The sequence below is a fragment of the Variovorax sp. GrIS 2.14 genome (genome assembly GCF_046115955.1).
In the GTDB taxonomy this organism is placed as follows: Bacteria; Pseudomonadota; Gammaproteobacteria; order Burkholderiales; family Burkholderiaceae_C; genus Variovorax.
On record NZ_JBJXIA010000001.1, the window covers coordinates 492517 to 513918 of the forward strand.

Here is a 21402-nt window from a genome sequence, read left to right on the forward strand (position 1 = left end):
GCATGATAAGTCGCTCAGGCTGTCAGTGCGATGGCGGGGCTTCGGTCGGTTCCGGTGCCAGCAAAGGGGGCACGGAAAGCGGTGCTTCGGCAGCGTCGTCCGTCCCGTCGGGCGCGACCGGCAAGTTCGTGCCGATCGCAGTCGCCAACATGTGATCGGCCAAGGTGTCGTACAGCGGCCGGCTGATCATTCGCGAGACCAGGCTGGCGAGCATGGCCGCCGCCATCAGGCTCAGCACCATCGCATGGCCGTCGACCATTTCCATGACGATGATGAATGACGTCAGCGGCGCCTGCGTGACCGCCGCCAGGAAGGCTGCCATGCCCATGGCGATCAGCGCAGGGCCCATGTCGGCCTGTGCGATTTGCGCGACGGCACTGCCGATGCCGGCACCGATCGACAGCGAAGGCGCGAAGATGCCGCCCGGCACGCCGCACCAGGCCGTGAGCCAGGTGGCGATGAACTTGAGCAAGGTGTAGAGCGGCGTGAGCGCGTCGTGGCCTTCGAGCATGCGTTTGACAGCCTCCGAGCCGGCGCCGAAGGTCACGCCGCCAGTGACCAGTCCGATGACGGCGATGACCAGTCCACCGACCGCCGCGAAACGAATCGGATAGCGCGCCCGCAAAAGGTTGAGCCGTTCCGGCACATCGGTCAGCGAAGCGATAAGCAGCCGCGAAAAGAGCCCGCCCGCCACGCCGCTGATCAGCACGATCAGAAGGCCGGGCCCAAGCGAATCCCAGCCCAGCCGGGGCACCCTGACGACGCCGAAGTAGCTCAGGTTGCCAAAGGCCGACACGGCCACCAGGCCGGCCAGCACGATGGCCGTCATGATCAGTCCGCTGGCGCGCGATTCGAGCCGACCCGACAGTTCTTCGATGGCGAAAACCACACCGGCCAGGGGCGCGTTGAAGGCGGCGGCGATACCGGCGGCGCCACCGGCGATGAGCAATGCGCGCGTGTCGATGGCGCTGTGAGGCGACAGCCAGCGTCGTGCGTGCTGCATGACGCCGGCTGCGACCTGCACCGAAGGGCCTTCGCGCCCGAGCGACAGACCCGCAGCAAAACCCGTCATCGTGAGGGCGAGCTTGGCTGCGCTGAGCCGCAGCGAGACGAAGATGCGGCGCCGGTCTGGCGGCAATGCCGAATGCAATGCCGCCTTGACCTGCGGGATGCCGGACCCGCTGGCACCGGCAAAGAAACGACGCGTGGCCCACACGATGAACGCCGTCAGCAGCGGCGTGACGACGAGAACGGCCCAAGGCCATGCAGTGAAAAAACGATGAAAGCCTTTGAAGGCCCAGTCGCTGGCGATCGTGATGGCGACGACCGAGAGGCCCGCCGCGATCGCGTAGCCGAGCACGATGGCCCGATCAAGCCAGCGACGGCCGCCGGAAAGCTCGGCGCGCAGGTGCTGGAAAAAGTTGGGCTCGGCGTTCATCGACAACCGCAATTGTCACCCGTCAGTTACCGCGACTTTGCGCGGCCCGGCGGCAGGCGCATGGGGCACAATTCTGCTTTTCCTCCTCCTTCAATCCTTCATCAGGGGCAGTGCACATGGCATCGGTCAATAAAGTCATCCTCGTCGGCAATCTCGGGCGCGATCCCGAAAGCCGCACCTTTCCCAGTGGCGATCAGGTCTGCAATGTGACCATCGCGACCACCGACAAGTGGAAAGACAAGTCCAGTGGCGAGATGAAGGAGGCGACCGAGTGGCACCGCCTCGTTTTCAACGGCAGGCTGGCTGAAATTGCCGCGCAGTACCTGCGCAAGGGCTCGCAGATCTACGTCGAAGGACAGATTCGGACCCGCAAGTTCACCGACAAGGAAGGCGTCGAAAAGTTCGCGACCGAGATCCGTGTCGACCAGATGCAAATGCTCGGTAGCCGGCAGGGTATGGGCAGCCCGCAAGGTGGTGGCGACGACGACGGCGGCTATTCGCAAGGTGGCGGCGGTGGTGGTGGTGGCGGCGGCGGCTACGCACCGCGCGCTCCGGCGGCTGCGCCTCGCGCTCCTGCACCGGCGCCACGCCAAGCACCTGCCAAGTCGTCGTCCGGCTTCGACGACATGGACGACGATATTCCGTTCTAGATCGGTCCTTTTAGAGCCGAGTTCTGCTTTTTTGACGTTGCTGCGTCTCAGGACGCCGGTGCGTCTACCGTTCGACCTTCGGTAATGAGGTCGGCGATGCGCGTCATGACCAGCGCCCCGCCCGGCGAGTAGGGATCGAAGTCCGGCCAGATGATTTTTGTCTGCGGATCCACGTCGGACAGGTTCACATGCGCCATGGACCACTCACCGTAGTGGCGCTTGGTAATGCTTTCGCAATGGATCAGCTCCAGGTCGGTGTGGCGCGGGTCCGCAAAGATGCGTGAATACAGGCGCGTTACCAGGCCACGCTCGCCTTCGAGCACCTGCAGGAACACCCCTTGGCCCTCGCAGAGCACGCCGGTAATACCGTTCTGCGTGTTCCAGGCGTGGGCCGTGCGCAAGATCGCGTCGGTCAGTGTGGTTGATTGCAGATCGACCACCTTGCTTACATAGATCAAACGTATGAGCACGATTTTTGACGTCTTTGTAGTGTGTGAACCGGGGCGAAAAAGACAGCGCCAAGCCTCGAATCATGAGTTTTTGCGCCACGAAGCAGAGTAGCGGTTGGCTCGATCCCGTGTTCGACCGGGGTCATCCGCTCGGCGGATACCTCCTGAAGCCTGGGGGGAAAATTCTCGGGCCCGTTGGAAATCGTCGGTTCGGACCAAAATGAAAGCCATGGCTTCGACATCCACCCCCCTTTCGATCCTCGATCTCTCCCCCATCACTGAAGGCAGCGACGCCGGGCAGTCGTTCCGCAATTCGCTGTCGCTTGCGCAACTCGGTGAAAAGCTGGGCTACCGGCGCTACTGGCTGGCCGAACACCACGGCATGCCGGGGATCGCCAGCGCGGCGACGGCGGTGCTGTTGGCGTACATCGGCGCGGGCACCTCTACCATCCGCATCGGCGCCGGTGGCGTCATGTTGCCGAACCATTCGCCGTTGGTGATCGCGGAGCAGTTCGGCACGCTCGAATCGCTCTATCCGGGCCGCGTCGATCTTGGCCTGGGCCGCGCGCCGGGCTCCGACCAGCGCACCGCGCAGGCGCTGCGGCGCAATCTGGAATCGGACTCGGACCAGTTTCCGCAAGACGTGGTCGAGCTGATGGATTTCATGTCGAAGGAGCCGCGGCAAGCCGTGCGCGCGGTGCCCGGTCAGGGGCTCGAAGTGCCGATCTGGATTCTGGGATCGAGCACCTTCGGCGCCCAGTTGGCGGCGCACCTCGGCCTGCCCTATGCCTTTGCGTCGCACTTCGCGCCGCAGCAAATGATGCAGGCGATCCGCATCTATCGCGAGACCTTCAAGCCATCGGCGCAGCTGCAAAAGCCGCACGTGATGCTCGGCTTCAACGTGTTCGTGGCCGACACCGATGCGGAAGCGGAATTCCGCGCCAGCTCTTGGCAGCAAGCGTTCGTCAATCTGCGCAGCGGACGGCCGGGACGCTTGCCGCCGCCGGTCGAAGGCTATCGGCAACGTGTCGGCCCATCGGAAAACGCGCTGCTCGATTCGGTGTTGTCGTGTTCGGCCGTCGGTTCACGCGAGACGGTGCGCGCCGGCGTCGATGCCTTCATCGCGCGCACGGGCGCGGACGAATTGATGATCACGTCGCAGGTGTTCGACCACTCGGCGCGACTGCGGTCCTACGAGTTGCTCGCTGGACTGCGCGAGACCGCCGCGGCGTGATCCGCTAGACGATCACGCCGCCGCCGAGGCACACGTCGCCGTCGTACACAACGGCCGACTGGCCAGGCGTCACTGCCCACTGCGGCGCGCCGAACGCCAGGCGAAACGCCTGGTCGGTGCCCCTGTCAAGCTCGCATGCCGAGTCGACCTGCCGATAGCGCGACTTCGCCGCATAGTCGCCCGTCGCAGGTGCCGCGCCGGCGACCCAGCTCGCATCGTCGGCTTCCAGCAGATTCGACAGCAGCCAAGGATGCTCGTGCCCCTGCACGACCCACAAGGTGTTGTGCTCGATGTCCTTGCGCGCCACGAACCACGGCGCGTGGTCACCCGCACCGCGCTGCGCACCCTTTGCCTTGATGCCGCCGATGCCCAGGCCTTGCCGCTGGCCGAGCGTGTAAAAACTCAGGCCCTGATGCTCGCCGATGGTGCGGCCGCGCTCGTCCTTGACCGGACCTGGCGCCTTAGAGATGTAGCGATTGAGGAATTCGCGAAACGGCCGCTCGCCGATAAAGCAGATGCCGGTCGAGTCTTTCTTCTTCGCGTTGGGCAAACCGATCTCGTCGGCGATGCGGCGCACTTCGGTCTTCTGCAGCTCGCCGACCGGGAACAGCGTCTTCGACAGCTGCTGCTGGTTAAGGCGGTGCAAAAAGTAGCTCTGGTCTTTGGAGCCGTCGAGGCCCTTCAACAACTCGTGCTTTTGCGTCGCTTCGTCGAAGCGGACGCGTGCGTAGTGTCCCGTCGCGATTTTCTCGGCACCGAGCCGCATCGCGTGATCGAGAAAGGCCTTGAACTTGATCTCGGCATTGCACAGCACGTCGGGGTTGGGCGTGCGGCCGGCCTGGTATTCGCGCAGGAATTCTGCGAAAACACGGTCTTTGTAGTCGGCCGCGAAGTTGACGTGTTCGATCTCGATGCCGAGCACGTCGGCCACGCTGGCCGCGTCGATGAAGTCGATGTTCGAGGAGCAGAACTCGCTGTCGTCATCGTCTTCCCAATTCTTCATGAAGATGCCGACGACCTCGTGGCCCTGCTGTTTCAGCAGGTGCGCCGTCACCGCGGAATCGACTCCGCCCGACAGGCCCACCACGATGCGCTGCTTTTTCAACATAGGGGAAGGATTGTCCCAGTGTTGCGGTGCACGGGGGCGCCGTGCGGATTTGTGATCAGGCCGTCGCGCGCTTGCGGGTTTCCTCTTCGACCAGGTCTTTCTTCGACAGCTTGCCGACGGCCGTCTTCGGCAGCTCTTTGCGCACTTCGAGGAATCCGATCATTTCGTGCTTGCCAAGGCGGTCTTTCAGGAAGGTCTTGAGCGCATCGAGTTCGAGCGGTTCCGCGTCGGCCTTAAGCACGACGAAGGCTTTGGGCGACTGTCCGCGGTAGTCGTCGGGCACGCCGATCACGCAGACCTCCGCGACCGACGGATGCTCGTAGATGGCTTCTTCGAGCACGCGCGGGTACACGTTGAAGCCGCCGCACAGCAGCATGTCCTTGGTGCGGTCGACGATGTAGAGAAAGCCGTCGGCATCGAACCTGGCGACGTCGCCACTGCGGAAGTAGCCGTCGGGCGTCATCGAGTCGGCCGTGGCGCCGGGGTTGTTCCAGTAGCCGAGCATCACGTTCGGCCCCTTCACGCACAGCTCGCCCGGCTCGCCGGTGGCGACCTCTTCGCCGGAGCCGTCGAGCGCCAGCAGCTTGATGAGGATGCCCGGCAGCGGCATGCCACACGAGCCAGCCTTGCGTGCACCGCGTGCCGGCGTGAAAGTGCCCGAGGGCGAGGTCTCGGTCATGCCCCAGCCTTCGTTCAGATGGCAGCCGGTCATGTCGAAAAAGCGCTGCTCAACCTCGACCGGCAGCGGTGCGCCGCCGGAGCCGCAGAACTTGAGCGAGGTCATGTCGGTCTCTTTGGCCTTCGGGTGCGACAGCATCGCCGTGTACATCGTCGGCACGCCCGGAAATACGCTGATCCTGCCCACCGATATCTCGCGCAGCACCGCGTCGATGTCGAACTTGGTGTGCAGTACCAGCGCGGCGCCGAGCCGCATGCCGAGCAGCATCGCCGCGCTCAGCGCGTAGATGTGAAAGAGCGGGAGCACGATCAAAAAGCGCTCCACGCCTTCGTCCAGGATGGGTGGATTTCCTTTGGTCGATTCGAGGTATTGCGCGCTCGCCGCACCCAGGTTGGCGTGGGTCAGCATTGCGCCCTTGGGAAGGCCGGTGGTACCGCCCGTGTACTGCAGCACGACGACTTCTTTCTTCAGGTCGCCGAGCGGATGGCGCACGACACCCGCGCCGTCGTTCTCGAGCAACTGCGCAAACGACATGTGCTTGGCGTCGACCGGCACCGGCGCCAGCAGCCCGGCGCCCTGCAGCATCGCGCTGACTTTTTCGGGTGCGCCGCTGTATTCGGCGAGGCTGCCGACCACCAGCTTCTTCAGGCGCGAACTCGCCAGAATGCGCGCCATCTGCGGGTACAGCACGGCCAGGTCGAGCGTGACGAGGATGTCGGTTTGGCTGTCCTCGACCTTGTGCGCCAAGACGCGCTCGACGTCGAGCGGCGAATAGTTGACCACCACGCCGCCGGCCTTCAGCACACCGAAAAACGCGATCGGATAGTGCGGCGTGTTCGGCAGGAAGAGCCCCACATGCACGCCCGGCTTCACGCCGAGTGTCTGGAAGCCCTTGGCCGCACGATCGCTCAACTCGTCCAGTTCGCGGTAGCTGATGACGCGGCCCATGAACTCGATGCAAGAGTTGTCGGGCCAGCGTGCTGCGGCGTCTTCGAGAAACTGCGCGACCGGCTTCAAGGCCAGCTCGGCGTCCCAGCGCATGCCGGGCGGATACGACGTCGTCCAGGGGGTTTTTCCGGGCGTGGCGGCTTCTGTCATGTCGTCTCCAAAGGTCACTTCTTGAAGACCCCATTGTGGAAGCGCGTCTGGGTCGACAAGCGCCGCTGGGCTCGGGGCTTTCCCGTATGCGCAGCCGATAAATCCCGAACGTCTACAGCTTTTTCAGCGACGCGACGGACGTGTCGACATGCACCAGGTCCAGCGGAAAGCGCCGGCCGGCCAGGTAGTCGTCGATGCACTGCATCAGCAGCGGGCTGCGGTGGCGCTCGACGTTGCCGCGGAGTTCTTCCGCCGTCATCCACAGCGTGCGCACGATGCCGTCGTCGAGCGTGCGGTCGGCTTCGAAAGCGCCCAGCGTGCCTGCAAATGCGAAGCGCAGGTAGGTTACGTCGTCACCGTTCGTCTTGCGCGTGGCGCGCGCCATGTAGATGCCGACCAAGGCAGTCGGCACGAAGTGGTGCGCCGTTTCTTCGAGCGTTTCGCGGACGCATCCTTCGGCGGGCGATTCGCCTGGGTCGAGGTGGCCGGCGGGCGTGTTGAGCTTCAGTCCGTCGCCGGTGTGTTCTTCGACGAGCAGGAACCGGCCGTCGCGTTCGATCACGGCCGCCACGGTGACGTTGGGTTTCCAGCGCTCGGCCATGGTCATCGGGTCACTCCTGCACGTCTTTTCTCAATTCTTCTAGTTCGGCAGCGGTCGGCCTGGGCAGCACCAGCGTCACGGTGCAGCCGGCATTGGCCGCGCTGTCGATCTCGATCGTTCCGCCATGACGATGCACGGCGGTGCGCACCAGCAGCAAGCCCAACCCGACACCGTGCACGTCGGGGTGACTGTCGCGGTGGAGCCTGTTAAACGGCTGGAACAACTGCGACTGTAGCTCCGGCGGGATGCCGGGCCCCTGGTCCTGAACGCCAATGCGCCATGTCGGGCCGGAATCAGCTTCGGCTTCGACAAGGCTGCAGCGCAGATCGGCGCCCGGTGGCGAGTACTTGAGCGCATTGCTCAGCACGTTGGTCAGCGCCCGGGTGAGCAAACTTCGGTCGGCGGTGCAGGGTGCATCTTCCAGCGCAGTGGTCAGAAGCACCCGCACTTTGCGCTGTCGCGCCGCGATCCATGCGTCATCGATGGCCATCTGCATCAGCGCCACGAGATCGAGTATTTCCGCGCGGAACGGCTGGGCTTCGGCACGGGCTAGGTTGACGAAGCCATCGGCCAGTTCGAGCCCGGTGCGCGCATGGCGCTCGATGCGCTGGAACAGCGCGTCACCTTCGAAAAGTTCGGGGCGCGTGCGCGCCAACTCGATGGTGGTCAGTATCGACGCGCTCGGTTCGCGAATGTCGTGCGAGATGAAACGCAAGGCTTCGTCGCGCTGGCCCTGAGCGCGGCGCATCTTGCTGATGTCGACCAGCGCCACCATCCAGCCGGCATGCGCGCTGGCATCGTCGAAGAACGGCACGCAGCGCAATAGCAACGAATGGCCCTTTGGGTCTTCGCCTTCGCCCATGATCGGCTGCACACCGTTCAACAAGGCGCCGGTCGGCATCATCTGGGCGCCCGTCGTGCGCCAGCGCAGGTCCGCGAGCAACCGGTGCGCATCGCGGCCGAACAGGCCGGTGGCATCGGTTTGCCAATATCGCTGCGCAGCGATGTTGGAGATCATCACGCGGCCGCGGCCGTTCAGAATCATCGTCGCGTCGGGCAGATGGTCGATGCCATCGCGCACGAAGCGATGCAGGTCGCGCATGCGCTGTGCGGCGGCCGATGTGGCGGCCATTTGCCGATCCAGAAAGTCGCCACGTCCCGGCCTCGGCGGCGGCAACGGCACCGTGCCGCCCTTGAAATCGAGCGCCAGCTGCTCTGTTTCCCAACGCAGGTAACTCAGCGCGGCATACAGGCGCAAAAAGCTCCACAGCGGATAGACCAGCAGCAAGCCCGCGAAGCCCGCCGCCGGCGCAAACTGAACGCCCACCCAGGGCCGCGTCGCATTCAGCCCGAGGCGCAGCGCGAGCATGGCGCCGATCAGCGCGATCACGCCGACGGGCCGCAGCCAGAGCAGTCCGAAGAGCGCCACGGCGAGCGGCAAAAGGTTGTAGGCAAGGTCTTGCCAGATCGACGCGTCGACCACGCGCTTCCCGCTCAGCACGCCCTCGAGCACGTCGGCAAAGATCTGTACGCCGGCAGTACGGCCGGTCACGCTAGGCGCCGTCGTGGCATAAGCGGCACCCATGCCGACCGCGGTGGCGCCGACGAGCACGTACTTGTCCCTGAAAACATCGGGCGCGACGCGACCTTGCAGCACATCGACGTACGACACCGTGACAAATGGCTGCTCGCCGCGCGCGAACACGACCAGCTCATGCTGCTCGCGCAGCCATGGCGAATTGCTTTCAATGGCCGTCAACGGCGGATGCGGCGGCGGCGCCTGGCCTTTTTCGTACGCCAGCGCGGCGTCGTGCAGCGCGACGACGGAGTGCGGCCAGGGGCGGCCCTCGAAACCTTCGCGCATGTAGACGCTGCGGGTGATGCCGTCCTGGTCGAGCGACAGATGCGCATGGCCTATGGCATTGGCCGCACGGGCCAGCAGGGGCGTCGGCAGTAGTTGTTTTCTGCGTTTGCTGGCCGACCGATTGCAGCGCCATCGGCAGCACCACACAACCGCTGTCCTGCATGGCCTGCGCCAGCACGGCATCGTCGGCGGCGTAAGTCGAATCCTGTTCCGGCAGCAGCAAGTCAAAGCCGATACAGCGCGGGTTTTGCGCCGCAATGCGCCGCAGCGCTTCGGCATGCAGGGCGCGTCGCCAGGGCCAGCGGCCGATGGCCGCGAGCGACTTTTCGTCGATCGCGACGATGACCACGTTGCCGGATGGCTTATGTTCAAGCGGCGCGCCGGTGTTTTCTTGTAGCAGACGATCGAAGCGCGGCAGCGGCTGGGTCAGCGTGAGCTCTGTCACGAGTGCGAGCAGGCCGACGGTGAGCACCAGCCAGGCGCCGCGGCGACGCCAGTAGCGCTGAAGCGCTTTGCGAAACGGCGTCTGCGGAGCGGGGTCCGAGTCGCCGGGCAGCAAGGGCGCAGGCGTTGTCGCCATGGTGGAAACCGGGCCCGCGGCTCAGGGCCGGGCGAGCGGTTCGCCGTCGCCGCTGAACACGCCGCCGCCGGTCGAGGTCCGCACCACACCGCCGATGCGCAGCAAACGTGGCGGCGAATACGGCCCTTCGGCACCCGATGCGTCGCGTGCCCGGAGTCGCACGTAGTAGGCGCCACGCTCGACGCCGTTGATGGTCCAGCGCGGCGCCTTCAGATCAGCTTCGAGGACGATTTGCCGGAAGGCCTCGTCTTTGGCGATCTGGCCGTGGAAGCTGTGACCGGCCACTGCGCTCCAGTTGAGAGTCGGGGCGTCGCCGGCATCCGCTACGTCCAGCGTGCCGACCTTGGGTGTCGCGATGAGTGAGAAGCGCTGCGGCGCCGCGAACGGGCCGTGTCCCGGCCCGGGCGTCTGCACCGAGGCCACACGCCAGTAATAGTCGCCGAGGGGCAGCGTCGCCAGGCCGAGTCGGCAACGGGACAGCCCCGGCTGATCGACCTCGGGCTGCGAAAAATCAGCGCGGCTCGAAACCTGCAGATGGACTTCGGTGCCGGCCACTTCAGAGCACACGAGTTGCGCGGCCTCGCTGGTCACGCGTGCGTCGGGCGCGGGGCTTTGATACAGCGGTGGCACCGGGTGCGCGTGGACGCGGATGCTGCGCCTGGCCTCCGCGCCGGCCAGCCCGTCGGCGTCGACCGAGCGAATCCCCAGCATGTAGTCGCCATCGTCGAGCGCGACGAACTTCACTGCGCGGCCGGCGAACATGCCATCGCGCAGCACTTCGCGAAAGGTGTTGTCGCGGGCGATGCGGACTTCGTGGCGTGTGGACGCCTCGCTTTCGCCCAGGTCAAAGACGAGCTGGTCGGCGTCCTGGTACTCGGCTGGCAAGGCGGTGAGGTCCGGTGCGGCCGGTAAGGCGCGGCGCTCTCCAAATTTGCCGTTGCCGTCGACAAGCACGCCCTGGCCTGCGGTGATGGTGGTGTTTCGGGAAGCACCGCGCGCGGGCTTGCGCGCCTGCACCGCCACCGTGCCTTCGCTGACCGAGGTGCCGGTGCGGCCATCGAGCCCGACGGCGACATCGAAGTGCGTGCCGCGTACGCTGGCCACGGCGCCGGGCGCATGGATTTCGAAGACGCGGCCCTTGGGTTGTTTGGAGACTTCGGACTCGACCTTACCGCCGCGCACGTCGATGATCGATTCGAAGCTGTCGGAGGCCGCGCCGCGCCGGCGCAGACGTTTGAGTTCGACGTCGGAACCAGCCAAAATGCGCACGATCGAACCGTCTGCCAGTCGAAGCAAAAGGTAGCCGTCTTCAGGCACCTTTATTTGTGCGCCTTCGACCAGGGTGTTGCCGATCGCCAGCGGCTCGGCAATGGCGCTGGCAGGTGCCGGCACGCCAAGCGCACCTTTGGCCGGTTTGCGGCGCGGCGCGGCCGTATCCGCTGCTGCTGCCGCGCTGATCGCTGTGGTCGAGCCCCTGACGAATTCGACCCGTGCGTTGATGGCAGCGGGCTTCATCAGACGCGCCGGAATCTGCAGCATCGTGCCGACGGCGATCTTGTTCGGGTCTTGAATGCGGTTGAGCTTTTGCAGCAGCGGCCATTGCTTGGGCGACCGCAGGTAAGTCGCTGCGATCGATGGCAGGGTCTGGCCCTCTTCGACCCGATGGGTCGTGAACCCGTCGGGCCCACGTGCCCAACTCGGGCTCGCGGCCAGGGCGACCAGCGCTGCGGCCAACAGCGGCGCGGCGCAGGCGCCACGCCATTGCACTCGCCTCATGAAGGCGTGCCGAGGGCGGTGCGAACGTCTGAAAAGCTGTCGGCCTCCAGCGCTTCGAGCCGATAGCCAAGACCATAGATGGCCGACAGCAAAAAGCCATTGGCCGGACGCAGGTCGAGCTTGCTGCGGAGGCGTGACACGTGAGTGTCGAGCGAGCGCGAAGCCGGTTCCGGCCCGAGTCCCCAAACGGCTTCACGCAAATGCTCGCGTGACAGCAGCCGGCCCATGTTCTGGAACAAGAAAAGCGCAAGTTCGTACTCGCGGTGCTTCAGTTCGACGGCCTTGTTGTTGACTTCGAGGCTGCGCGATTGTGGAAAGAAATGGTATGGCCCAAAGACCAGTTCCGACTCGAAATGCGCCGGATAGGCCTGGCGCAAAAGCGCCTGCACGCGGGCCTTGAGCTCGCCGACGCGGATCGGTTTGACCATGAAGTCGTCGGCACCGGCGCCGAAGCCTTCGACCATGTCAGCTTCTTCGCGCCGGTTGGTCACGAACAGGATCGGTAGCCGGCTCGCGAGCTCTTCGCGAATCCAGCGCACGACTGTCGGGCCTTCGACGTCCGGCAGGCTCCAGTCGAGAACCAGCAAGTCGAAGGTCTGCGTCCGGAGGTCGCGCAACAGCGTCCTCGCGTCCGCATAGCCGTGGCATTCGTGGCCAATGCCATCCATCGTGTGTTGAATCAGCTCGAGCTGACCCGCTTCGTCGTCAAGCGCCGCAATTCTCATTTTTTGAGCTCCCTGCTAACCGATTTCTACTGACCTAATGCGGCCTTGAACCGCTGCGCGCATGTTAACGACGGGCCTCCTGGAACAACTGTTAACTACTCCACGGATAGATGACCGTGCGGATAACAAATGTCATCAGCCGAGAACTAGTGCGCTTTGGCTATCTTGGTTTCCCAACATAGCCAGGGCAGCCAGCGCAACGCCATGATGTGCGGCACTGTCAGTCGCGCGTCCCGTGCAATCTGCCCGGGATAGACGTCCAGTTGCTATCATTTAAATAGCAATGGGAAGAGGCTGGCCGGGCGGTTTGGTGCTCTGGCGTCCGCGTAACCGCTTAGCCGCTGGGCCGGAGTCTTGCGGTAAGCTCTGCCCGCATTCCGCGACCCCTGCCCTGAGGAGACTTCTATGCTGATAGGCGTACCCGCCGAAACGACGGCGGGTGAAACCCGAGTGGCCGTCACCCCCGAGACGGTCAAGAAACTATCGGCACTGGGCCACAGCTTGCGCGTGCAGTCCGGCGCCGGCGTCGCAGCCAGCGTGACCGACGCGGCCTACGAGGCGGCTGGCGCCGAGATCGTCGATGCCGCGGGCGCCTACGCCGCGGAGATGGTTCTGAAGGTGCGCACGCCTTCCGACAGCGAAGCCGCCCTGATGAAGCCCGGCACGGTCCTCATCGGCATGCTCAACCCTTTCGACGCCACCGGCCTGCAGCGCATGGCCACGGCGGGCCTGACCGCCTTCGCGCTCGAAGCCGCCCCCCGCACCACGCGCGCCCAAAGCATGGACGTGCTGAGCTCGCAGGCCAACATCGCCGGCTACAAGGCAGTGATGATCGCCGCCGACAAATACCAGCGCTTCTTCCCGATGCTGATGACCGCTGCCGGCACCGTCAAAGCCGCCCGCGTCGTGATCCTCGGCGTCGGCGTAGCCGGCCTGCAGGCCATTGCGACGGCCAAGCGCCTGGGCGCGGTGATCGAAGCTTCCGATGTGCGCCCGAGCGTCAAGGAACAGATCGAGTCGCTCGGCGGCAAGTTCATCGAAGTCTCGTACGACACCGACGAAGAGAAGGAAGCGGCAGTAGGCGTCGGTGGCTACGCCAAGCCGATGCCTGCGAGCTGGCTGGCGCGCCAGCAGATCGAAGTGGCCAAGCGCGTGGCGCTGGCCGACATCGTGATCAGCACCGCGCTCATCCCCGGCCGCGCCGCACCGACGCTCATCACCGAGGACATGGTCAAGGCGATGAAGCCCGGCTCGGTGATCGTCGACATCGCCGCCGGCAAGGGACCGGACGGCGTGGGCGGCCTTACCGGAGGAAATTGTCCGATTTCCGAACCCGACAAGACGGTGGTCAAGCATGGTGTGACGATCGTCGGCGAAACCAACCTGGCGGCACTGTTGTCGGCCGATGCCTCGGCGCTCTATGCGCGCAACGTGCTCGACTTCGTGAAGCTGATCGTCACCAAGGAAGGCGCGCTCAAGATCGACCTGGAAGACGACATCGTCGCCGCCTGCCGTGTGTCGCACGACGGCCTGGTCACCAAAAAATAACGAGGAGAAGCCATGGACCCCGTATCTCACACAGTCATCAACCTGATCATCTTCGTGCTGGCCATCTACGTGGGTTACCACGTGGTGTGGACCGTTACGCCGGCGCTGCACACGCCGCTGATGGCCGTGACCAATGCGATCTCGGCGATCGTCATCGTCGGCGCCATGCTGGCGGCTGCCCTCACCGTCACGCCGCTGGGCAAGACCATGGGCGTGCTGGCGGTGGCGCTGGCGGCGGTCAACGTCTTCGGCGGCTTCCTGGTGACCCGGCGGATGCTGGAGATGTTCAAGAAGAAAGAGAAGAAGACCGTGGCACCCGCAGGAGACAAGACATGAGCATGAATGTGGTCACGCTGCTGTACCTCGTCGCCAGCGTCTTCTTCATCCAGGCCCTGAAAGGCCTGAGTCACCCGACCACCTCGATCCGCGGCAACGTCTTCGGCATGAGCGGCATGGCGATCGCCGTGGTGACGACCATCGCGCTGGTGCACGGCCAGGCGCAGTCGCTCAACGTCGACTTCGGCCGCGGCCTGGCGTGGGTGCTCGGCGCGCTGGTGGTCGGCGGTGGTGTCGGCGCCTACATGGCGAACAAGGTCGAGATGACCAAGATGCCCGAGCTGGTCGCCTTCATGCACAGCATGATCGGCCTGGCGGCGGTGTTCATCGGCGTGGCTGCGGTGGCAGAGCCGTGGGCCTTCGGCATCACGCCGCCGCCAGTGGCTGCCGTCGCGGCCGCCACGACGGTCGATGGCGCGGTGCTGGTCGACGGCTTCTTGCGTTATGCGATTCCGTTCGGCAACCGGCTCGAGCTGTTCTTGGGCGCGGCCATCGGCGCCGTGACTTTCAGCGGCTCGGTCATCGCCTTCGGCAAGTTGTCGGGCAAGTACAAGTTCCGGTTGTTCCAGGGCGCGTCGGTCCAGTTCAAGGGCCAACACATGCTCAACCTGGTGCTCGGGTTGCTGATGCTGGTGCTCGGCCTGGTGTTCGTCGGTACCGAAAGCTGGATCGCATTCTTCGCGATGCTGGCGCTGGCCTTCGTGATGGGCGTGCTCATCATCATCCCTATCGGCGGCGCCGACATGCCTGTGGTGGTGTCGATGCTCAACAGCTATTCGGGCTGGGCGGCGGCCGGCATCGGCTTCTCGCTGAACAACGCGATGCTGATCATCGCGGGCTCCCTGGTGGGCTCGTCGGGCGCGATCCTTAGCTACATCATGTGCAAGGCGATGAACCGCTCGTTCTTCAACGTGATCCTGGGCGGCTTCGGCGGCGAGGCCACGACCGCGGCCACCGGCGCCAAGGAGCAGCGCCCGGTCAAGAGCGGCAGCGCGGACGATGCGGCCTTCGTGCTGGGCAACGCCGAGACGGTGGTGATCGTGCCGGGCTACGGCCTGGCTGTCGCTCGCGCACAGCACGCGGTGAAGGAGCTTGCGCAGAAGCTGACTGACAAGGGCATCAAGGTCAAGTACGCGATCCACCCGGTGGCGGGCCGCATGCCGGGCCACATGAACGTGCTGCTGGCCGAAGCGGAAGTGCCGTACGACCAGGTCTTCGAGATGGAAGACATCAACGGCGAGTTCGGCCAGGTCGACGTGGCGATCATTCTCGGTGCCAACGACGTGGTGAACCCGGCCGCGCACACCAAGGGCAGCCCGATCTACGGCATGCCCATCCTGGAGGCGTACAAGGCCAAGACGGTGATCGTGAACAAGCGAAGCATGGCGGCAGGCTATGCGGGCCTGGACAACGAGCTTTTCTACATGGACAAGACCATGATGGTCTTCGGCGATGCGAAGAAAGTAGTCGAGGACATGGGCAAGGCGATCGAGTAGCCTGACGGCGAGCCACGAGCCCGAACGCGAGCACCGAACAAAGAGAGACACAGAGACATGACAGACCGCCCCTGGCTGAGCAGCTACCCGCAAGGCGTACCCGCCGACATCGACGCCTCGCGCTACGCGTCGCTTGTCGCACTCATGGAAGAAAGCTTCACCAAGTACGCCGATCGCACGGCCTACAGCTTCATGGGCAAGGACGTCAGCTACGCCGAGACCGACAAGCAAAGCAAGGCGTTGGCGGCGTACCTGCAAGGCCTCGGCTTGGTCAAGGGCGACCGCGTCGCCGCGATGATGCCCAACTGCCCGCAGTACCCGATGGCCGTCGCCGCCATCCTGCGGGCGGGGCTGATTCTGGTGAATGTGAATCCGCTCTACACGCCGCGCGAGCTCGAGCACCAACTGAAGGACTCCGGTGCCAAGGCGATCGTGATCATGGAGAACTTCGGCATCACGCTGCAGCACTGCATCGCGTCAACGCCGATCAAGCACATCGTGCTCGCGTCGATGGGCGACCGGCTCGGCTTTTTGAAGGGTGCGCTCGTCAACTACGTGGTGCGCAACGTCAAGAAGCTCGTGCCCGACTTCAATCTGCCGACTGCGGTGCGCTTCAACGATGCGCTCGACCAGGGCGCGGCCCGGGCGTTTCAGCCTGTGACCATCGGGCCGGACGATGTGGCGGTGCTTCAGTACACCGGCGGCACCACCGGCGTATCGAAGGGCGCGGTCCTGCTGCATCGCAACGTGATCGCCAACGTGCTCCAGTCAGAAGCCTGGAACGACCCTGTCATGCAGCGCGTGCCGAATGGCGAGCAGCCGACCAGCGTGTGCGCGTTGCCGCTCTATCACATCTTCGCGTTCACGGTGAACATGATGCTGGGACTGCGCACCGGCGGCAAAGTGATCCTGATCCCCAATCCGCGCGACATGGCCGCCACGCTGAAGGAGTTGTCCAAGCACACCTTCCATAGCTTCCCTGCGGTCAACACGCTCTTCAACGGACTGGCCAATCATGCGGACTTCAATACCGTCAACTGGAAGAATCTGAAGGTGTCGGTCGGTGGCGGCATGGCCGTGCAGGGCGCTGTCGCCAAGCTCTGGCTCGAGAAGACCGGCTGCCCGATTTGCGAAGGTTACGGCCTGTCGGAAACCTCGCCGTCGGCCACTTGCAACCCGACCACCAGCACGTCCTACACCGGCACCATCGGCGTTCCGTTGCCCAGCACCTGGCTCAAGCTGCTCGACGACGACGGCATCGAAGTGCCGGCCGGCGAGCGGGGCGAAATCGCCATCAAAGGCCCGCAGGTGATGGCGGGCTACTGGCAGCGGCCCGATGAAACAGCCAAGGTCATGACGCCCGATGGCTACCTCAAGACCGGCGACATCGGCACCGTCGATGCGCAGGGCTTCTTCAAGATCGTCGATCGCAAGAAAGACATGGTGCTGGTGAGCGGCTTCAACGTCTACCCTAACGAGGTCGAAGACGTGGTGGCCACGCTGGCCGGCGTGCTCGAATGCGCGGTGGTCGGCGTGCCGGACGAGAAGACCGGTGAAGCGGTCAAGCTGGTAATCGTTCGCAAAGACCCGACGCTGACGGAAGACCAGGTCAAGGAGTTCTGCCGTGCCAACCTCACCGGCTACAAACAGCCGCGCGTGATCGAATTCCGCACCGACTTGCCAAAAACGCCGGTCGGCAAGATCCTGAGGCGCGAACTGCGCGACGCCAAGAAGCCGGCTGCGGCCGTCTGACCGCCCGCCGGTAACAGGAACGGGAACGCGCGTCGGTCGGCCGGCACTGGTCTTGCATCAAGACGATCGATGCTCCGTTTTATTCTCACGCGCCTGAGCCTTTTGGTGCCGACCTTCATCGGCATGACGCTGCTCGCGTTCTTTTTGATTCGTCTGGTGCCCGGTGATCCGATCGAAACGCTGGCCGGTGAGCGCGGCATCGACCCGGCGCGCCATGCGGAACTGTTGAAGGCCTATGGCTTCGACAAGCCGCTGATCGCGCAATACGGCATCTACATCGCGCGGGTGCTGCACGGCGACCTGGGCAAATCGGTCATCACGCAGGAGCCGGTGATGAGCGAGTTCTTGTCGCTCTTTCCCGCCACGGTCGAGCTTGCGCTGTGTGCCATCGTCTTTGCGCTGGTGCTCGGAATTCCAGCCGGGATCCTGGCGGCGGTACGACGAAATTCCATCTTCGACCACGGCGTGATGGCGGTGTCGCTCACTGGCTATTCGATGCCGATCTTCTGGTGGGGCCTGCTGCTCATCCTGTTTTTTTCGGTGCAACTGGGATGGACGCCGGTGTCGGGACGCATCGCCGTCCAATATTTCATCGAGCCGAGCAGCGGCTTTCTGCTCATCGATTCGCTGCGGGCCGGCGACGTCGACGCCTTCTGGTCGGCACTGCATCACCTCATCCTGCCGACCATCGTGCTCGGCACAGTGCCGCTCGCGGTCATCGCGCGCATGACGCGCTCGGCCATGCTCGAAGTGCTGGGCGAGGACTACATCCGCACCGCGCGCGCCAAGGGCTTGTCGCGTTTTCGCGTGGTCGCGCTGCACGCGTTGCGCAACGCGCTGATTCCGGTAGTGACGGTCATCGGGCTTCAGGTCGGCGTGCTATTCACGGGCGCCATCCTGACCGAGACGATCTTCTCGTGGCCCGGTGTCGGCAAGTGGTTGATCGAGGCGATCGGTAGGCGCGACTATCCGGTGTTGCAGGGCGGCATGCTGCTGCTGGGCGTCATCGTGATGATCGTTAATCTGCTGGTCGACGTGGCCTACGGCGTCATCAATCCGCGTATCAGGCAGTCGCGCTGACATGGCCTTGTCCACCTCCTCTTCGCCCGTTCTCGTGATGACCGCACCGCCCGGGCCATGGCGCGAGTTCTGGACCGCGTTCTCGGCGAACCGCGGCGCTGTGATGGGGCTCGTCGTCATCGTCGTACTGTTGTTCGTTGCCTCGGCGGCTCCGCTGATCGCACCGCACGCGCCCAACCTCACGAACAGCGCCGCATTCTTGCGACCACCGTTCTGGCAGCAGGGCGGCTCCATCACCTATCTGCTCGGCACCGACGCCATCGGCCGCGACGTCCTTTCGCGCCTCATGTTCGGCGCGCGCCTGTCGTTGTCGATCGGCATCGCGGTGGTGGCGATGTCGGTGGTCGTGGGCGTCTCGCTTGGCCTCATCGCGGGCTTCTTTCGTGGCGTCGTCGAGATCGCGATCATGCGGGCGATGGACATCGTGCTGACCTTGCCGAGCCTGCTGCTGGCCATCGTGGTGGTGGCGATTCTTGGGCCGGGGCTCGTCAACGCGATGCTCGCGGTGGCGATCGTCGTGCTGCCGCATTACGTGCGCATCACGCGGGCGGCGGTCATCACCGAAGTTTCGCGCGACTACGTGACGGCGGCACGCGTCAGCGGTGCCGGTACCTTGCGGCTCATGTTCAGCGAGGTGCTCCCCAACTGCGCGGCGCCGCTGATCGTGCAGGCGTCGCTCGGCGTCTCGACGGCCATCCTCGATGCGGCGGCGCTCGGCTTTCTCGGGCTCGGTGCGCAGCCGCCATCGCCCGAGTGGGGAACGATGCTGGCCGATGCGCGCGAGTTCGTGTTGCGTGCCTGGTGGGTCGTGACGTTCCCAGGGCTGGCGATTCTGATCGCGGTGCTGGCCTTCAACCTGCTGGGCGACGGACTGCGCGACGCGCTCGATCCGAAGTTGAAACGATGAGCCTGCTCGACATCAAGGATCTTCACGTCGACTTCCCCACGCAGGGAGGGGTGATGCACGCCGTCGACGGCGTGAGCCTGACGGTCGACGAAGGCGAGGTACTCGGCATCGTCGGCGAATCGGGCTCGGGCAAGAGCGTCACGATGATGGCGCTGATGGGCCTCATCGCCTACCCCGGCCGCGTGCAGGCCGCCCACATGCGCTTTGCCGGCAACGACCTGCTTGGCGTCTCCGACAAGGCACGCCGCAAGCTGGTCGGCAAAGACGTCGCGATGATCTTCCAGGACCCGACGACCAGCCTCAACCCCTGCTTTACTGTCGGCTTCCAGCTCATGGAAACCTTGCGCCTTCATCTGAAGCTCGACCGGCGCGCGGCGAAAACGCGGGCCATCGAACTGCTCGAACAGGTCGGCATTCCGGCGGCGTCCACACGCATCGGCAGCTACCCGCATCAGCTCTCGGGTGGCATGAACCAGCGCGTGATGATCGCGATGGCGATCGCCTGCAACCCTCGCTTGCTGATCGCCGATGAGCCGACCACCGCGCTCGACGTGACCATCCAGGCGCAGATCCTCGACCTGCTCCGCAACCTGCAAAAAGAGCGCGGCATGGCGCTGGTGCTCATCACTCACAACATGGGCGTGGTGGCCGACATGGCGCAGCGCGTGGCGGTGATGTATGCGGGCCAAGTGATGGAAGAGCAGCGCGTCGACCGGCTCTTCAGCACCCCGCAACATCCGTACACCGAGGCGTTGCTGGCTGCGTTGCCGGAACGCGCCGCGCCGGAAGGTCGGCTCGCCACGATCGCTGGCATGGTGCCCGGCGTGCACGACCGCCCTGCGGGCTGCCTTTTTTCGCCGCGCTGCGTCGACGCGACGGCCAACGCTTGCGCGGTGCGGCCGGCGTTGCAAGCGTTTCAGGACGCACAGGTGCGTTGCCACTTTCCGTTGGGCGACGCGGATCGCTCGATTGCCATCATGGATGACCGTTCGCGCGCAGTCGAGGCGCTGTCATGAGCGCCGTCGAACCCGATTTGAAATCGATGACGACCGAACGCTCGTCGAGCGAAACCGTGGTCGATGCGGTCGACCTGAAGCGCGTCTACGAGGTGCGGCGCGGGCTGTTCCGTGCGCCTGCGAAATTACAGGCCGTCGGCGGCGTTTCGTTCAAGCTGGCGCGCGGCCGCACGCTCGCGGTGGTCGGTGAATCGGGGTGCGGCAAGTCGACGTTGGCACGCATGGTGTCGTTGATAGAAAGGCCGACATCGGGCCGCCTCACGTTGATCGGCGTCGACGCGGTCGACCCACCGCCCGACCGCAAGCGTGAGCTGCGCCAGGCCGTGCAGCTGGTGTTCCAGAACCCGTTCGGTTCGCTCAACCCGCGTAAGAAAATCGCCGCGGTGCTCGAAGATCCGCTCGCCATCAACACGACGTTGAGCAAGGCCGACCGTGCCGCCAAGGCACGCGACATGCTGGCGCGTGTCGGCCTGCGGCCCGAACATGCCAACCGATATCCGCACATGTTCTCCGGCGGCCAGCGGCAGCGTATCGCCATCGCGCGGGCACTCATGTTGGAGCCGCGGCTGCTGGTGGCAGACGAGCCGGTGTCGGCGCTCGACGTGTCGATCCAGGCGCAGGTGTTGAATCTGCTGGCGGACCTGCAGGCCGAGCTCGGCCTCGCATACCTTTTCATTTCGCACGACCTGGGCGTGGTGCGGCACATCGCGCACGATGTGCTGGTGATGTATCTCGGACACGCTGTGGAGCAGGGGCCTAAAGCACGGATTTTTTCGCGTCCGCTGCATCCGTACACACAGGCGCTGCTGGCGTCGACGCCGGGGCTCGCCACGGCGCGCATCGTGCTGCAGGGTGAGTTGCCGTCGCCGCTCGATCCTCCGGCCGGTTGCGTGTTCAGCACGCGCTGTGGGCACGCAACCGAACGCTGCCACATCGAGCGCCCGCTGCTGCGCGCACTCGACGAGCGCATGGTGGCGTGCCACTATGCCGAGAAGTTCATCGATGGGCCGGTCGCGGTGCAGATCGCGCGCTCGCCGATGGCGTTCTGAATTCGCTGAGTCACCA

18 protein-coding genes and 1 pseudogene are annotated in these 21402 nt (G+C 64.9%); 10 read left to right on the top strand and 9 right to left on the bottom strand.

Annotation, left to right across the window (positions count from 1 at the left end; all coding sequences use genetic code 11):
- Positions 1-22: 22 nt before the first annotated feature.
- On the bottom strand, positions 23-1438 hold the full coding sequence (locus tag RCH10_RS02335; RefSeq protein ID WP_409051108.1) for a chloride channel protein: 1416 nt from the start codon (positions 1436-1438) through the stop codon (positions 23-25).
- A 116-nt stretch (positions 1439-1554) separates the two neighbouring features.
- Here RCH10_RS02335 and ssb point away from each other — a divergent pair, with 116 nt between their 5' ends.
- A complete protein-coding gene (ssb, locus tag RCH10_RS02340) occupies positions 1555-2088 on the top strand; it encodes a single-stranded DNA-binding protein (RefSeq protein WP_409051109.1) in 534 nt (177 codons plus the stop codon).
- Positions 2089-2135: 47 nt separating this feature from the next.
- Here the strand turns inward: ssb and RCH10_RS02345 are convergent, their stop codons facing one another.
- A complete protein-coding gene (locus RCH10_RS02345; RefSeq protein ID WP_409051110.1) occupies positions 2136-2558 on the bottom strand; it encodes a BLUF domain-containing protein in 423 nt (140 codons plus the stop codon).
- 208 nt (positions 2559-2766) lie between these two features.
- Here RCH10_RS02345 and RCH10_RS02350 point away from each other — a divergent pair, with 208 nt between their 5' ends.
- Entirely contained in the window at positions 2767-3771 is a 1005-nt protein-coding gene (locus RCH10_RS02350; RefSeq protein WP_409051111.1) for an LLM class flavin-dependent oxidoreductase, read from the top strand.
- Positions 3772-3775: 4 nt separating this feature from the next.
- Here the strand turns inward: RCH10_RS02350 and mnmA are convergent, their stop codons facing one another.
- The 7 genes and pseudogenes from mnmA to RCH10_RS02385 form a co-directional block, all read right to left on the bottom strand.
- The gene (gene mnmA, locus RCH10_RS02355) at positions 3776-4876 is read right to left on the bottom strand and encodes a tRNA 2-thiouridine(34) synthase MnmA (protein WP_409051324.1); all 1101 of its coding nucleotides are present in this window, start codon (positions 4874-4876) and stop codon (positions 3776-3778) included.
- A gap of 58 nt (positions 4877-4934) precedes the next feature.
- A complete protein-coding gene (locus tag RCH10_RS02360; RefSeq protein ID WP_409051112.1) occupies positions 4935-6656 on the bottom strand; it encodes a long-chain-fatty-acid--CoA ligase in 1722 nt (573 codons plus the stop codon).
- Between the two features lie 112 nt (positions 6657-6768).
- Positions 6769-7257, bottom strand: a complete 489-nt coding sequence (locus tag RCH10_RS02365; protein ID WP_323497880.1) for an NUDIX hydrolase — start codon at positions 7255-7257, stop codon at positions 6769-6771.
- Positions 7258-7267: 10 nt separating this feature from the next.
- Positions 7268-9304 carry an ATP-binding protein gene (locus RCH10_RS02370; protein WP_409051113.1) on the bottom strand — a complete coding sequence of 679 codons (2037 nt, stop codon included), beginning with the start codon at positions 9302-9304 and terminating at the stop codon, positions 7268-7270.
- Positions 9243-9701 (bottom strand): annotated as a pseudogene (locus RCH10_RS02375) (CHASE2 domain-containing protein); the annotation flags it as partial. The gene RCH10_RS02370 and the pseudogene RCH10_RS02375, both read right to left, overlap by 62 nt.
- A gap of 21 nt (positions 9702-9722) precedes the next feature.
- The gene (locus tag RCH10_RS02380) at positions 9723-11477 is read right to left on the bottom strand and encodes a FecR domain-containing protein (protein WP_409051114.1); all 1755 of its coding nucleotides are present in this window, start codon (positions 11475-11477) and stop codon (positions 9723-9725) included.
- Positions 11474-12202 carry a response regulator transcription factor gene (locus RCH10_RS02385; RefSeq protein WP_409051115.1) on the bottom strand — a complete coding sequence of 243 codons (729 nt, stop codon included), beginning with the start codon at positions 12200-12202 and terminating at the stop codon, positions 11474-11476. The genes RCH10_RS02380 and RCH10_RS02385 overlap by 4 nt, the downstream gene beginning before the upstream one ends.
- 405 nt (positions 12203-12607) lie before the next feature.
- On the opposite strand from RCH10_RS02385, the gene RCH10_RS02390 reads away from it, so the two are divergent.
- The 8 genes from RCH10_RS02390 to RCH10_RS02425 all read left to right on the top strand — a co-directional run bounded on the left by RCH10_RS02390 (position 12608) and on the right by RCH10_RS02425 (position 21386).
- Positions 12608-13750, top strand: a complete 1143-nt coding sequence (locus RCH10_RS02390; RefSeq protein ID WP_409051116.1) for a Re/Si-specific NAD(P)(+) transhydrogenase subunit alpha — start codon at positions 12608-12610, stop codon at positions 13748-13750.
- A gap of 12 nt (positions 13751-13762) precedes the next feature.
- On the top strand, positions 13763-14086 hold the full coding sequence (locus RCH10_RS02395) for an NAD(P) transhydrogenase subunit alpha (protein ID WP_187053461.1): 324 nt from the start codon (positions 13763-13765) through the stop codon (positions 14084-14086).
- The gene (locus RCH10_RS02400; RefSeq protein ID WP_409051117.1) at positions 14083-15582 is read left to right on the top strand and encodes an NAD(P)(+) transhydrogenase (Re/Si-specific) subunit beta; all 1500 of its coding nucleotides are present in this window, start codon (positions 14083-14085) and stop codon (positions 15580-15582) included. Before RCH10_RS02395 ends, RCH10_RS02400 begins: the two co-directional genes overlap by 4 nt.
- Before the next feature lie 57 nt (positions 15583-15639).
- Positions 15640-17334, top strand: coding sequence for a long-chain-fatty-acid--CoA ligase (locus RCH10_RS02405; RefSeq protein WP_409051118.1), 1695 nt, complete (start codon positions 15640-15642; stop codon positions 17332-17334).
- A 69-nt stretch (positions 17335-17403) separates the two neighbouring features.
- A complete protein-coding gene (locus RCH10_RS02410; RefSeq protein ID WP_409051119.1) occupies positions 17404-18414 on the top strand; it encodes an ABC transporter permease subunit in 1011 nt (336 codons plus the stop codon).
- Position 18415: 1 nt separating this feature from the next.
- Positions 18416-19321, top strand: a complete 906-nt coding sequence (locus RCH10_RS02415; RefSeq protein ID WP_409051120.1) for an ABC transporter permease subunit — start codon at positions 18416-18418, stop codon at positions 19319-19321.
- Positions 19318-20337 carry an ABC transporter ATP-binding protein gene (locus RCH10_RS02420; protein WP_409051121.1) on the top strand — a complete coding sequence of 340 codons (1020 nt, stop codon included), beginning with the start codon at positions 19318-19320 and terminating at the stop codon, positions 20335-20337. The genes RCH10_RS02415 and RCH10_RS02420 overlap by 4 nt, the downstream gene beginning before the upstream one ends.
- A complete protein-coding gene (locus RCH10_RS02425; protein ID WP_409051122.1) occupies positions 20334-21386 on the top strand; it encodes a peptide ABC transporter ATP-binding protein in 1053 nt (350 codons plus the stop codon). The genes RCH10_RS02420 and RCH10_RS02425 overlap by 4 nt, the downstream gene beginning before the upstream one ends.
- The last annotated feature ends 16 nt before the right edge of the window (positions 21387-21402 follow it).